General features: G+C 47.8%; 10 protein-coding genes. 6 read left to right on the forward strand and 4 right to left on the reverse strand.

The window, feature by feature from the left end; translation table 11 throughout:
* Positions 1 to 5: 5 nt before the first annotated feature.
* The 3 genes from NLX82_RS14390 to NLX82_RS14400 all read left to right on the forward strand — a co-directional run bounded on the left by NLX82_RS14390 (position 6) and on the right by NLX82_RS14400 (position 4,735).
* The gene (locus NLX82_RS14390; RefSeq protein WP_023990911.1) at positions 6 to 986 is read left to right on the forward strand and encodes an ABC transporter permease; all 981 of its coding nucleotides are present in this window, start codon (positions 6 to 8) and stop codon (positions 984 to 986) included.
* 631 nt (positions 987 to 1,617) lie between these two features.
* The gene (locus NLX82_RS14395; RefSeq protein ID WP_028540826.1) at positions 1,618 to 2,541 is read left to right on the forward strand and encodes a carbohydrate ABC transporter permease; all 924 of its coding nucleotides are present in this window, start codon (positions 1,618 to 1,620) and stop codon (positions 2,539 to 2,541) included.
* Positions 2,542 to 2,602: 61 nt separating this feature from the next.
* Positions 2,603 to 4,735: an endo-1,4-beta-xylanase gene (locus NLX82_RS14400; RefSeq protein WP_254348374.1), complete on the forward strand. Its 2,133-nt coding sequence runs from the start codon at positions 2,603 to 2,605 to the stop codon at positions 4,733 to 4,735.
* A gap of 142 nt (positions 4,736 to 4,877) precedes the next feature.
* Here NLX82_RS14400 and hxlB read toward each other — a convergent pair whose 3' ends face one another.
* On the reverse strand, positions 4,878 to 5,435 hold the full coding sequence (hxlB, locus tag NLX82_RS14405; RefSeq protein ID WP_023990908.1) for a 6-phospho-3-hexuloisomerase: 558 nt from the start codon (positions 5,433 to 5,435) through the stop codon (positions 4,878 to 4,880).
* 5 nt (positions 5,436 to 5,440) lie between these two features.
* Positions 5,441 to 6,076 carry a 3-hexulose-6-phosphate synthase gene (gene hxlA, locus NLX82_RS14410; protein WP_013312540.1) on the reverse strand — a complete coding sequence of 212 codons (636 nt, stop codon included), beginning with the start codon at positions 6,074 to 6,076 and terminating at the stop codon, positions 5,441 to 5,443.
* A gap of 562 nt (positions 6,077 to 6,638) precedes the next feature.
* Here hxlA and NLX82_RS14415 point away from each other — a divergent pair.
* The gene (locus tag NLX82_RS14415) at positions 6,639 to 7,514 is read left to right on the forward strand and encodes a hypothetical protein (RefSeq protein WP_023990907.1); all 876 of its coding nucleotides are present in this window, start codon (positions 6,639 to 6,641) and stop codon (positions 7,512 to 7,514) included.
* A gap of 188 nt (positions 7,515 to 7,702) precedes the next feature.
* Here the strand turns inward: NLX82_RS14415 and NLX82_RS14420 are convergent, their stop codons facing one another.
* Positions 7,703 to 8,539: a methyl-accepting chemotaxis protein gene (locus NLX82_RS14420; RefSeq protein ID WP_023990905.1), complete on the reverse strand. Its 837-nt coding sequence runs from the start codon at positions 8,537 to 8,539 to the stop codon at positions 7,703 to 7,705.
* Positions 8,540 to 8,739: 200 nt separating this feature from the next.
* Positions 8,740 to 9,975, reverse strand: a complete 1,236-nt coding sequence (gene pepT, locus NLX82_RS14425; RefSeq protein WP_075154912.1) for a peptidase T — start codon at positions 9,973 to 9,975, stop codon at positions 8,740 to 8,742.
* 179 nt (positions 9,976 to 10,154) lie between these two features.
* Between pepT and NLX82_RS14430 the strand changes: the two genes are divergently transcribed.
* A complete protein-coding gene (locus NLX82_RS14430; RefSeq protein ID WP_254348381.1) occupies positions 10,155 to 11,219 on the forward strand; it encodes a LacI family DNA-binding transcriptional regulator in 1,065 nt (354 codons plus the stop codon).
* A 200-nt stretch (positions 11,220 to 11,419) separates the two neighbouring features.
* Positions 11,420 to 13,714 (forward strand): glycoside hydrolase family 2 protein, encoded by a 2,295-nt coding sequence (locus NLX82_RS14435; RefSeq protein WP_076264542.1) that lies wholly within the window; start codon positions 11,420 to 11,422, stop codon positions 13,712 to 13,714.
* Positions 13,715 to 13,813: the final 99 nt, after the last annotated feature.

A 13,813-nucleotide genomic window follows, 5' to 3' on the forward strand; every position in this document is an offset into this window, starting at 1 on the left:
CAGCTATGGGCCACTCGTCACCACCAGCAGTCACGATCTCCCCGGATCAGTTGCCGCCCTCGCGGCGAACCGGCTTTAGGGGATTTATGCACAAGCTGAATCAGCAACGGGCACTGGTATGGATGTCCGTCCCTTTTTTAATCTGGCTGTTTATCTTCAAGTATTTGCCCATCTGGGGCTGGACAATTGCCTTTCAGGATTTTAAGCCTGCCCGCAAGTTGCTCGATCAGCAATGGGTCGGATTAAAACATTTCCATTTTCTATTTCAGGATGAACACTTTCTGCGGGTCATGCGCAATACGCTGGCGATGAGCTTTATTAATCTGGTGCTGGGCTTTGTCACCGCTATAACATTAGCGATTTTGCTGAATGAGCTTCGCCAGCTCGTATTTAAGCGGGTGGTACAGACGATCAGCTATCTACCGCATTTTATTTCGTGGGTGGTCGCGGCTAGCATCATCAGTACGGCGCTGTCTGCTGATGGCGGCATCATCAATGAGGTGCTGATGTGGCTGGGGTTGATTAAGGAGCCTATTCTGTGGCTGGGCGAGGGAAGCTATTTTTGGGGCATTCTCGGTGCATCGGAGGTATGGAAAAATGTCGGCTGGAACACCATCATTTATTTGGCCGCGATGACGATGATTGATCCCTCGCAGTATGAAGCGGCCGAGATGGATGGAGCAGGGCGTTTTCAGCGAATTTGGCATGTGACATTACCCGGATTGAAGCCTGTATTTATCATCCTGCTCATTATGAACATCGGCAATCTACTGGAATCCGGCTTTGAGCCGCAATACTTACTGGGCAACGGTATGAACGTGGATTACTCGGAGAATCTGGATATTTTCGTGCTGAAATATGGTATCCAGATGGGTAATTTCTCGCTTTCCATTGCTGCGGGGATGTTCAAAACGGTGGTCAGCTTCATCTTACTGTTTAGCGCCAATCATATTGCGAAGCGGTTAGGGGAGGAGAGATTGTTCTGAGAAAAGAGTGAGTTATGGTGGGGGGACGGCCGCTTCGCGTGCGGATTGTTCTTCCGATCGCTGTTATCCCCGTATTCCTTTTTATCATAAAACATTAGAGGCTGGAATCCGGGGCTAGCTTATGCTTACGATGCGAGCTTTCCTCTGGAAAGCTTTTAGCCGAACGCTCCGCTTCTTCAGAACAATTCCGCCCGCTCCGCTGCTACCCGCCATAAAGTCACTTTTTTAAGAACTGAGGGTAGGGGCAGGGGAGAGCTTAAGGAAGGCGCGTGACTCGCGCTTCCTTAGGTAAATGCATCATGGTAGCTGGCTCAGCTTCGCTATCGCCATTGAAGGGTGTCTTTGGGACAGTGCTATTCGAGGCGATAACAGAGGGGGCGTGCTCATGCATACTACAGGTGCAAGTCAGTGGATTTTTAGCAGGCTGCTTCGCTGGCCTTACAACTTCTAATTGCCACTAATAATCAATAAGAGTCTGCTCAAATAGCTACTCAGATTTTTACTCGAATTCCTATCATTGTAGCCACTAATATAACCGTTTCAATTAATAGCACCAGCAGCTTCAACAATATTAATCGTATGAATTACAAGGCTGGGTGCTTAAGCTATTTTTTAGAAAGGAGCGGAAGTCATGGGCAAAGGGAAGGCCGTACACGGGCGATTTCGGGCCCCCTCGGATCGAATTTTTGATGCGTGCAATATCGTGTTTATGCTCTGCCTGATGGTGTTCACGCTGTATCCGTTTTTAAATACGCTGGCGGTTTCGTTGAATGAAGCGAATGATTCGATTCGGGGCGGGATCTATTTGTGGCCGCGTGAATTCACGTGGAGTAATTATGAATATGTGTTCAAGGAAGCGACGATTTTCCATGCTACGCTGATTTCTGTATTACGTACGGTTGCGGGTACGGTGACCTCTGTGTTTTGCTGCGCGATGGTGGCGTATACGATCAGCCGGCCGGAATATGTGCTGCGCAAATTTGTTTCGATTGCTTTTATTTTAACAATGTATTTTAGCGGTGGATTGATTCCGAACTTTCTCCTGATTCGTGAGCTTGGGATGCTGGGGACTTTCTGGGTGTATGTCGTGCCGGGATTGATCGGGGTGTTTAATGTGATTGTCATTCGCTCCTTTATTGAGGGATTGCCGGAAGGGATTTTGGAGTCGGCGCGTATTGACGGGGCTGGGGAGTTTGCCACTTTTATGCGCATCGTTTTGCCGCTGTGTGTTCCCGTACTGGCGACGGTGTCGCTGTTTACAGCGGTCGCGCAATGGAATTCCTGGTTCGATGTGTTTTTGTACAATTCGTCATATGAGCAATGGAGCACTCTTCAATATGAGCTGATGAAAATACTGCAAAATTCCAACACGTCTGTTAACACTCAGGACTATGCGAGCCAATTCGCTGGTTCGGAAAATCTGGCGAAGTCGGTCACGCCTACCTCGATTCGGGCCACGATGACGATTGTCGCTTCAGTGCCTATTATTTTAGTTTATCCTTTTTTGCAAAAATACTTTGTGAAGGGTATGACCTTGGGAGGTGTCAAAGGATAGTAACTGAAATCCAATGGTGCCCAATACGAATTCAAAAAAATTGAGTGCGGGAGGGATTGCTTTGCGGCCATGTTGGGTTAAGCCTTTTTGTCTGGTGCTGGCTGGAGCGCTGTTGTTATCGCCTGTTGGTTGGTGGGGAGCGTCTGTAGCGAAGGCAGCTACGTCTATAGAACATTCCCCGCCCGTTGCGGATACGGTGCTGTCAGCGGGTAATATCCATAAAACCATTGGAACGTATGGATTTGAGCAAGGAAACAGCGATGGCTGGAAGCCTCGGGGAACTTATACCCAAATTGCATCCGTCACGGAAGCAGCATATGGCGGCACGCACAGTCTGAAGGCAACCGCCCGCACAGCGGCTTGGAACGGGGCGGAGCTGGATGTGAAGTCGCTGTTGCAGCCGGATGTAGAGTATGAAATTAGTGGCTATGTGAAGCTAGATGGTCATTCTGCGGTTCCGAGCATGGTTAAACTTACAGTGGAGCAGCAGCCGACAGGTGGGACTACGACATGGAAGACGGTAGCGCAGACGGAGACGGCGGATACATCGTGGATCAAACTTCAGGGGAAATATACTTTTACCGGGGGGATGGATGCATTGAAGCTGTATGTGGAAAGCTCGAATCCCGCGCAGGCCTACTATGTGGATGAGGTAGAAATAACACAGGTATCGAAGACGCCAACGGAGCCGGCCAATGGTATCGTATCCGGGTTTGAAGATGGTACGGCTCAAGGATGGGTGTCCCGTATGGGAGCCGAGACCGTGCAGGTTTCGAATGCCGATGCACGAACCGGCTCATACAGTCTGCTGACAACAGGCAGACAAAAGACATATGCCGGCCCCAAGCTGGATGTGACTGCTACGATGCAAAAGGGCAGCCGATATACGGTCAGTGCCTGGGTGAAGCTGGCGCCGGGTGAGCAGCCTGCCAAGGTGAGGCTCAGCATACAGCGTGATCACCAAGGGGATAGTGCGTATGAAACTGTTGTAGGCGACACGGCTACTACGACAGGGGGATGGATGCATTTGTCTGGTACGTATACGCTTGCGCATGATGCAGACACCGTTTCTATGTATTTGGAAACGGCAGAAGGAACGTCTTCCTTTTATATGGATGATTTCGAGCTGTCACTTGTACCGCCGCTGGCTATTGAAAAGGACATTCCTTCTTTGCATGGATTATATGGGGGACAGTTTAGCATTGGCACGGCGATTGAAGCTTTCCAGACCGAAGGGGCTTACGGAGAGTTGGTACAGAAGCATTTTAACAGCGTCGTTGCAGGGAATGCGATGAAGCCAATCTCCTTACAACCGTCCGAGGGACAGTTCCATTGGGAGGAAGCAGACCAAATTGTGCAATTTGCTAGACAGCATGGACTGGAAATTCGCTTCCATACTTTGGTGTGGCATAACCAAACTGGGGATTGGATGTTCAAGGATAAGAATGGACAGCCGATGACGCCGACTGCTGAGAATAAAAAGCTTTTGCTGGATCGGCTGGAGACGCATATTCGCGCTGTTGCAGCCCGATATAAAAATGTCATCACCGATTGGGATGTGGTGAATGAGGTCATTGATCCTGATCAGCCGGATGGCATGCGCCGCAGCAAGTGGTATCAGATTACTGGTACTGATTATATTGAAAAAGCATTCCGTGTCACGAGGGAAGCGGCGGGCCCGAACGCACGACTATTCATTAACGATTACAACACACATGAGCCGAAGAAACGGGATTTTCTGTACAATTTGGTACGTGATCTGCTCGCTAAAGGTGTACCGATTGACGGGGTAGGCCACCAATCGCATATCCGCCTGGAGTTTCCCGCTATTAGCGAGATTGAGCAGTCCATAGAAAAGTTTGCTTCGCTTGGTCTGGACAATCAGATTACCGAGCTGGATATGGGTCTTTATTCCAATGACACAGATCGCTATGAAACGATTCCAGAATCTATGCTGGTCCGGCAGGCTCACCGCTATCGGGCGCTGTTCGATATGTTTTCAAGGCAGCAGAATCATATCAGCAATGTGACGATTTGGGGTACGGATGATGGAAATACGTGGCTCAGCACGTTTCCGATAGCCCGGCTGGATAAGCCGCTACTATTCGACGAACGGTTAAAGGCCAAATATGCCTATTGGGCACTTGCTGATCCGTCCAAAGTCCCGTCGTTGCCAGCAGGGAACAGCGAATAAATGGTTTGAATACATGCCGGGCTTGTTTTGCCTTATTCTATGCTGTATCGAACGTCGCCTTATACAAGCATAAAAGCAGGCTGTCCTTCACATGTGACATGTAAAGGACAGCCTGCTTTGTTATCGTAAAGGAATTACATTTTTATTCCAAATTGGCGTGTTGGCCAAACATAGATTTGGAGGTCAGCTTGCGCAGCTCCATCGTTCTGAGTACCAATGCGTCACCGTATAACAGCAGGGTTTGCTCAAACAATGAGCCCATAGGCTGAATCGTTTGGTAGTCCTTGTTGGACGGGTCCTTGGCCGCACCAGGCAGCTTGACGATGATATCGGCCAGTTTGCCAATGGTGGAACCCGGGGAAGTGGTTAGAAGCGCCAGAGAGGCCCCAAGTTTCTTTGCTTTTTCTGCCATGGAGGTCAGGCTTTTGGTTTCACCAGAGCCTGAACCAATAATGAGTAGGTCGCCCTCGCCCAAACCAGGAGTTACGGTTTCCCCGACCACGTAAGCTTGAATCCCCATATGCATCAGCCGCATCGCCAGCGAGCGAATCATGAACCCTGAGCGGCCCGCACCTGCCACGAATACCTTATTCGCAGCGGCGATGGAGTGGATCAGCTGCTCCGATTCTGTATCACTGATCAATTGTGGAACCAATTGCAGCTCCTTGAGTACCTCGGATAAATATTGAGAGGTTTCCATTGGGATTAACCTTGTTTGATGAGCTGTTGCATTTGGGAAGCTACAGCCTTTTTGTCGTCCTCGCCAGTGATACCACCGCCGACGATAACCAGATCCGGTTGAGCCTTCACGACCTCAGCCAAGGTGCTCAGTTTAATACCGCCAGCCACGGCAGTTTTGGAGTTTTTCACGACTTTTTTGACGGTTTGCAGTGCTTCGAACGGGCTCTGTCCTTCAGCTTGCAGATCGTAGCCTGTATGCACACAGATGTAGTCAACGCCCAGAGCGTCGATTTCTTTCGCACGTTGCTCCAGGTTTTTAACACCGATCATGTCCACCAGGATTTTTTTGCCGCCTTGTTTTTTCGCTTCTTCTACTGCACCTTTAATTGTTGCATCTTCAGCTACAGCCAAAATCGTAACGATATCTGCACCAGCCTCGGAAGCTTTTAGCACTTCATAGCCCCCTGCATCCATAACCTTCAGGTCAGCCAGCACTTTCAGATTCGGGAATGCTTCTTTCATTGCTTTTACTGCATGAAGTCCTTCATTGATGACAATCGGTGTACCGATTTCTACGATATCAATATACGACTCTACTTCTTTTACCAATGCAATACCTTGCGGGATATCTACTAAGTCTAAAGCCAATTGAAGTTCCATGTTATTAACTTCACTCCTTAAGTGAATTTATATTTTGATGAACAGGTACATGCTCTGTTGAGTATTACTCTATACTTTGGTTTCATGCACAGGTTTGATTGTAAGGCCCCGATATCCGATTGAAAAGTACGCACTAATTCGTAACGTAGTTACCCCGACGATACTATAGCATCATAAAAACCATTCATGAGAGAGCCTGCATTTTGTCTTCTTTAGCATTATTTCTATAAGGGGAGTCGATTATTCGTAACCAAGGATTTTGCAAAAATCCCATAAGCGACTTCCAATGAACAAGATATAGATCGAAATGGTTTAGTTCGTCTATATCTTGCACTTCGGAGCGACTGGAATCGAATTTTGCAAAATCCATAACCATACACAGCAATGTAAGGTTGCAAAAAAAAAGAAGGTAGCGATGATTAAATTGACTTCAAGTTAGGTTTTGACTATATTTGTAATATACTGGTATGCAAAAAATGGAGGCTAAGAGCATAACTACCCTGAAGAGTAGCCGCTGTGCTAAGGGGTAATCGCAATTTTCAGGATAGGGAGGCGGGTTTTAGTGGAAGAGGTCCTGAACCAAAGGGAAGCCATTTATTTGTTGTCGGACAGCCACGAACTCGATAAAGCTTGTGAGTTGTTTAGAATCAGCTACACACATAATGATTGGGATGAAGCGAACAAAGTAGCAGATTATCTGCATACGTTGGCTGAAAGCCTGTATCACACCCAACTGAGAAATGCTGCAGACGGCAAGTATGAGACATTGGACACCAAACACCCGCTAGTGTTTTATTATGCTTACAGTTATCTGGCGAAGTCTATTTACTATCAGAATATGGGAAAGTATGAGGAAGCCAGAAACTATATTATGAAGTATAGCGAAATGGGCTGGTTTATGGGGCTGGATCAGAGCGGTCACGAAGAAGTAGAGAGATTCCGTTTCCTCGCCAAGGCCAATTTATTTACGATTGAATTACTTTCGGGGAGAAGGGAACTTTTGCCTGAGTACGTTCAATTTCTTCACGACAATGAAGAGGAGCTACTTCCAGGATTGGTTGGTATTGCCGAAGCGGCTAACTTGAATAATTGGAATATAGACGACCTGCTGAACGATTTTGCTGATGATATTAAGATATTTGAAGGTTATGAAGATAGAGCAAACCGCGTATATTATTTAAAACTGGTCAACCAATTGGCCATTTACCATTTCAAGAAGAAGCAATACTCTGTTGCCTTAAATTATGTCCTTGATTCTCTGCAATTCTCTGCCAGTGTAGAAGCGGATGCCGATTTCAGGACATTGGTTGCTCTGTTTGAAACTTATCGAGATTTGGCAACACCATCACAGCAAGAGCAATACCAAACCATTTTATTAAGGGGGCTTCATAATGAAAAAGGCATTAATCTCGGTAACTATGGTCTTGGCGTTTCTTAGTATTGCTCTTCCGGTGGGAAATATTTTGGGAGGGTTAGACCCAGTGTTTCCTTCAAATCATGGTGTTTTTTCTTATACTGCTTGAGTTTCAGATTTAGACCATCAAGCCCGATAGGGCTTTTGTACATAAAGGGAGCACACTTTTACGCATTTTGCGATCAGTGTGCTCCCCTTTTTTATCCCAAGATTTATTTTATGGCATACGAAGTCAGGTCATTGGCCAGATGTTGCATCGTTTCACTCGCCTTTTGCATACGCTCCATCACTTCAGTGAAGGAGCCTACCAGAGTCGCCTGCTCCTGAGAAGAAGAAACAATTTGCTCAATTTCCTGCTCCATTTGACGAATGGAGTTTTGTACATCCTTAAGGGCTCCTTCAATATCGACCGTTGCCTTTTTGGATTCTACGGATAGCTTGCGCACCTCTTGAGCGACGATACCAAAGCCTGCTCCTGCTTCTCCTACACGTGCGGCTTCGATCGCTGCATTCAATCCAAGCAGGTTGGTCTGATCGGAAATTTCCTTGATGAACACAGCTACCTGATTGATTTTACCCGAGTTTTGTACGGCGATTTGAGTGTTTTTCAAAATCTGTTCACTGGTTGCCTGAAGCTCCTCGGAATGAGCCGCTACATGCTGTACCATATCAATGAGCTGCTCGGTGATGGAGCGATTCTCGGATACGATTTGATCCAGTTGATTTTTGTTAGTCAAATTATAAGAGGCCGCAAATGCTGCGATGACTTCACCTTTCTCGTCAAATACAGGGATACTGATCATATCAAGAGGAAACCCTAGAATTTCAGCAGGAATGTGGGTCAGGCTGGCCTCACGTCCATTTTTAAGCATGGCAAAATCTTTATAGTCCTCGAGCAGCTCCGAGCCTGTTTCAAAGCCGAGATCCATACCCTCCGATTGGGTATACATAAGGACATGAGTGCGGTCGAAGAGAGCAAGGGTCACTTTCTCACGCATAATCTGTTGTATGTAGGGAATGGCTGCAATTAATGCATCTATTGTATTCAAATAGATAACCTACCTTTCTTTACTAGATATATTTTTTATAGTCTCGTATATAGTTGTCGGTCTAAAGACGGATAAAAGTTATAAAGATATTGAAAATTTAAAGGGAAATGAAAGATTCAGAAAAAAAGGCATACCGTTTCCATTACGGAACGATATGCCTTCTATTTAATCTTAACGTGTCAGTGCTGTGTATAGGTAGTTCACTTGCCGCGTTGCTCGAACAGTTGTGCGATTTCCACAATAACCTTGGTAGCAAGTACCATGTTGTCCACCGATACATATTCAAACTTACCGTGGTAGTTCTCCCCACCTGTAAAAATATTCGGTGTAGGCAGTCCCATGTAGGATAGCTGTGAACCGTCTGTACCGCCACGAATCGGCTTGATGATGGGTTCGATATTCAGCTTCGTCATTGCTTCATAAGCGACATCGACGATATGCTTGACTGGCTCTATTTTCTCTTTCATGTTGTAATACTGATCTCTCAGCTCCAGTGCAATACGGTTTTCTCCATATGCGGCCTGCAGCTCTTTGACTACATTTGTTAAATAAGCTTTCCGGTTTTCAAAGCTCTCGCGGTCAAAATCACGGATAATATAGTACAGTTTAGCTTGTTCTGCCGTACCTGTAGACTCCAAGAGATGATAGAAGCCATCATATCCGTCTGTATATTCCGGGGCTTCGTTTGCAGGTAACCGACTATGCAGCTCCATAGCGATTTTGGCAGCGTGGATCATTTTGTTTTTAGCCGTACCGGGATGCACATTCACACCGTGAATGGTAATATGGGCGGCTGCGGCGTTAAAGCTCTCATACTCCAGTTCTCCGAGCGGTCCGCCGTCTACCGTATAGGCATATTCAGCGCCAAAAGCGGCTACATCAAAGCGTTCCGGTCCTCTTCCAATCTCTTCGTCCGGTGTAAAAGCAACGCGAATTTTGCCATGTTGAATTTCTGGATGGTCAATCAGGTAGTGGATAGCTGTCATGATTTCTGCGATCCCGGCCTTGTTGTCTGCACCGAGCAGGGTGGTACCATCTGTTGTGATCAGGGTGTGGCCTTTATATTGAGCCAGTTCGGGAAACTCACGTGGAGAAAGAACCACACCAAGCGAAGCATTCAGCGTGATATCGCCCCCATCATAGTTTTCCGTCAATTGCGGCTTTACCCCTGCGCCAGTCAGCTCGGTAGCCGTATCGAGGTGAGCGAGGAAACCAATGACGGGAACCTCTTTATCCGTATTGGAGGGAAGGGTTGCCATCACATAACCATGATCATCAATGGTTACGTCTGTCATACCAATGGCTTTCAATTCGCCCACCAAAAGGTTGCCCAATGTGAGCTGTCCGGGTGTAGTGGGGCAAGTGTGGCTGCTTTCATCAGATTGGGTATCTACCTGAACATATGTAGTTAGGCGGTCAATCAGTTCCTGTTTCATGTGTGTATCCTCCTTGGTGTCATTTCTATTATGGTACGTATTTTATCATGATTAGGCTTATAATATGAAAAAAATGGTTGACCCTTTTCGGAATGACGGGTTGTGTTGCACAGGGGAGACGAGTAAGATAATAGTAAAATAAAAGTAAAAATAGAGTAAAACCATTAAAGGAGTCTGCAATGCCTACGTTAAAAGATATCGCCCAGGAGGCAGAGGTTTCGATATCCACGGTCTCCCGAGTGCTGAATTATGATGAAACACTGTCTGTATCAGAGGAAACGCGACGTAAAATTTTTGAGGTTGCCGAGCGCATGAAATATACGACTGCTAAACGTAAAAATGGCGGTATTGGTCGTCAGCCCCGCAAGAAGGCAGAGGGACCCATCCGGTTGGGTATGGTGCACTGGTTTAGCGCGTACGAGGAACTGGAAGACCCTTATTATCTGTCTATCCGGTTTGGCGTGGAAAAAGAGTGCCGCCAAAGCGGGGCGCAGCTGGAGCGTATTTTCAGAAGAGAGGACCTGACTGCGCTGAAGGCGTCATCCGAAGGGCTACATGGGCTGATCGTGCTGGGGCATTTTAGCAGCGAAGAGGTAGAACGTATGCTGGAACTGCCCATTCCTTGCGTCTTTCTGGATCATCCGGTAGAGCGAACAGGGGCAGACTATGTGGTCATTGACCTTGCTCACGCTGCGGCTGATGCACTGGATTATTTGATGGGCGCAGGCCATCGTCACATCGGATATGTAGGTATGGGCAAGGATGAGCAGTCCCATGATTCCGAACGAGTCGAGTTAGATGCCCGCTATGAGACGTTTTTGCGGTATCAGGAACAGCACAGGCTGTGCACGTCGGATGATATTCATGTGTGCGGCGGAACGGCGGCAGACGGCTTCCGTGCGATGGAAGCGGCTATTCTGGCAGGAACAGAAAACCTGCCTACAGCCTTCTTTGTCGCGAGCGATTCGGTGGCTATTGGGGTGTTAAAGGCGCTGGAGCAGCATCACCTTGCGGTGCCGGAACGTATCTCAATTGTTGGCTTCAATGATATTCCGACAGCGGAATATTTGACCCCATCTCTGTCAACGGTCAAAACGCATACCGAACTGATGGGAGAGACGGGCGTTCAACTCTTGCTGCATACGGTACGCAACGGTGCAAACGAGGTGGGGCGCAAGGTCATCATTCCGACCGAGCTAATGATTCGCAACAGCAGTGCGCCGCTACATACCGATACCCAATAAAATCGACGTTATTGATTTGGACAGCCCCGGCTTACCGGGGTTGTTTTTTTGATATAAAAAGATACAAAAATGGATTGACAATTACCTTGTAAATGCTTACATTGAACATATATTTATTTTACTAAGTTTTACTCGTTATTTTTACTTAAATATTTTACTATGGTATAAGAGTGGAAAATAAAAGGTTGAGGTGACTGCCCATGCGTACCATTTTGCCGTTGAATGACCAATGGTTTTATCTTCCTGAATATGTCGAGAGCGAAGTAAGCGCAGGCATTGATGCAAGTCGGTATGAGCCAATTCAGCTGCCGCACACCAATGTAGAGCTTCCGTATAATTATTTTGACGACAAGGCATTTCAGTTTATTTCTACGTATAAAAGAGAGTTGAACATTCCGGCAGATGCCAAAGGTAAGCGAGTGTATGTTGATTTTGAAGGAGTCATGACCTATGCCCAGGTATTTCTAAACGGGGTAAAAGCGGGGGAGCATAAAGGTGGATATACACCGTTCAGCGTTGAATTGACCGAACTTGCCGAATATGGCAGCCCCAATGTGCTCACGGTCATTGTCGATTCCACGGAACGGGACGACATCCCTCCCTTTGGGGCAGTCATTGACTATCTGACCTATGGCGGTATTTACCGCGAAGTGCAGCTACGAATAGTGGAGCCTGTACACCTCGGAACGGTATTCATTCAGACACCAGAGCCGCTTGCGGCAAGCAAGACGGTGCACGTGGTCGTGGAGCTGGAGGGCATCAGCGATCAGGAGGACGACTTGACGGTCGCGCTGCAATTGCTGGACGGAGCGAGCGTGAAGGCGGAGACCGGGCTGGAAGCGGTGACGGCGGCGGAAGTAACGCTGGAGCTGAAAGAGCTGGGCGGCCTGCAACTTTGGGATATAGATGATCCCAAGCTATATGAAGCGAAGCTGACGCTGCTACGAAGCGGAGAAGAGTTGGATCAGGTGACCGTGCGCTTTGGCTTCCGCGAGGCCGAATTTCAGCCGGACGGTTTTTACTTGAATGGGCGGAAGATCAAGCTGCTTGGCTTGAACCGTCACCAGTCCTATCCGTACGTTGGCTATGCTATGCCTAAAAGAGCGCAGCGTCGTGATGCAGATGTGCTCAAGGAGGAGCTGGGGCTGAATATGGTACGGACATCCCACTACCCTCAGTCCCTTCATTTTCTAGACCGTTGTGATGAGATCGGATTGCTCGTTTTCGAAGAGATTCCGGGTTGGCAGCACATTGGCGGTGAAGCGTGGAAGGAGCAGGCGGTGAGGGACGTAGAGGACATGATTATCCGTGATCGTAATCATCCCTCCATTGTAATCTGGGGGGTACGAATTAATGAGTCGCAGGATGACCATGATCTGTACACGCGTACCAATGAGCTAGCACGAAAGCTAGATCCGACCCGTGCTACGGGTGGTGTGCGTTATATTGTAGGCAGTGAGCTATTGGAAGATGTATATACGATAAATGATTTTGTTCATGATGGTGGGCACAAAAAATATTTGGCTAAGGAAATCCGCAATTTTGATACGTATGACGATACAGAAGGCGTAGATGGCGAAACGACAGGCTTGCGCCAGCCGTCTCTCGTTACAAAGCTGGATCATCCGGTCCCTTATCTGGTAACGGAATATAACGGGCATATGTACCCGACCAAGCGTTTTGACCAGGAGGAACGGGTAATGGAGCATGCACTGCGCCATACGCGGGTCCAAAATGCTTCCTATGCCGATGAGGGCATTGCCGGGGCGATTGGTTGGTGTGCTTTTGACTATAACACGCATGCTGATTTTGGTTCCGGTGATAAAATCTGCTACCACGGTGTCATGGATATGTTCCGCCTGCCTAAATTTGCAGCGAGTGTGTACCGGAGCCAGAAGAACGTCGAACAGGAAATCGTTATGGAGCCGGTCACTTACTGGTCGCGTGGTGAGCGGAATATTGGAGGCATCGTGCCGCTGGTTGTGTTCACCAATTGTGATGAGGTGGAGTTCATCTACGGTCATGAGCGCAAAGGTGTTTATCGTCCGAACCGAGAGAAGTACCCGGCGCTTCCTCATCCCCCTGTCGTGATCGACGAGCTGACAGGCCACTGGGGCATGAAGTGGGAAGACGCTGTATTCATTGGATACGTAGATGGGCAAGAAGTGACCCGCAAATACTATTCACGTAATCCGGTGCCGACAGAGCTGCGGGTAGCTGCAGATGATATGGTGCTGGAAGTTGGCGATTGGGACGTAACCCGAGTAGTAGTGGATGCTCTGGACGAATACGGCAATGCCCTGCCGTTCTATGCAGATCCTGTTTCGGTGGAGGTCGAGGGAGTGGGTGAATTGATCGGTCCTTCAAGCTTATCCTTAATTGGTGGACGCATTGCATTCTGGATTCGTACAAAGGGTGAGGCTGGCAATATCCGCGTGAAAGTTTCCGCGCCTTCTCGTTTCGGCTCGCAGGAATTGAGCATTCACGTGCAATAAGGGAGCAAAGGCAACATACAATCCTACTAGCCGCTTGTATACCGTTTGAGACTTCCATTATTTAAAAAAGGAGTTGTCCGCAGATTCTGAAAGGGATCT

It is taken from the genome of Paenibacillus sp. A3M_27_13 (assembly GCF_024213315.1).
Classification (GTDB): Bacteria; Bacillota; Bacilli; order Paenibacillales; family Paenibacillaceae; genus Paenibacillus; species Paenibacillus polymyxa_B.

Excerpts from the sequence above, each read along its gene's own strand:
- NLX82_RS14435 (WP_076264542.1), top strand. The coding sequence starts at position 11,420 with ATGCGTACCATTTTGCCGTTGAATGACCAATGGTTTTATCTTCCTGAA.
- NLX82_RS14430 (WP_254348381.1), top strand. The coding sequence starts at position 10,155 with ATGCCTACGTTAAAAGATATCGCCCAGGAGGCAGAGGTTTCGATATCC.
- NLX82_RS14395 (WP_028540826.1), top strand. The coding sequence starts at position 1,618 with ATGGGCAAAGGGAAGGCCGTACACGGGCGATTTCGGGCCCCCTCGGAT.
- hxlB (WP_023990908.1), bottom strand. The coding sequence starts at position 5,435 with ATGGAAACCTCTCAATATTTATCCGAGGTACTCAAGGAGCTGCAATTG.
- NLX82_RS14390 (WP_023990911.1), top strand. The coding sequence starts at position 6 with ATGGGCCACTCGTCACCACCAGCAGTCACGATCTCCCCGGATCAGTTG.
- hxlA (WP_013312540.1), bottom strand. The coding sequence starts at position 6,076 with ATGGAACTTCAATTGGCTTTAGACTTAGTAGATATCCCGCAAGGTATT.
- pepT (WP_075154912.1), bottom strand. The coding sequence starts at position 9,975 with ATGAAACAGGAACTGATTGACCGCCTAACTACATATGTTCAGGTAGAT.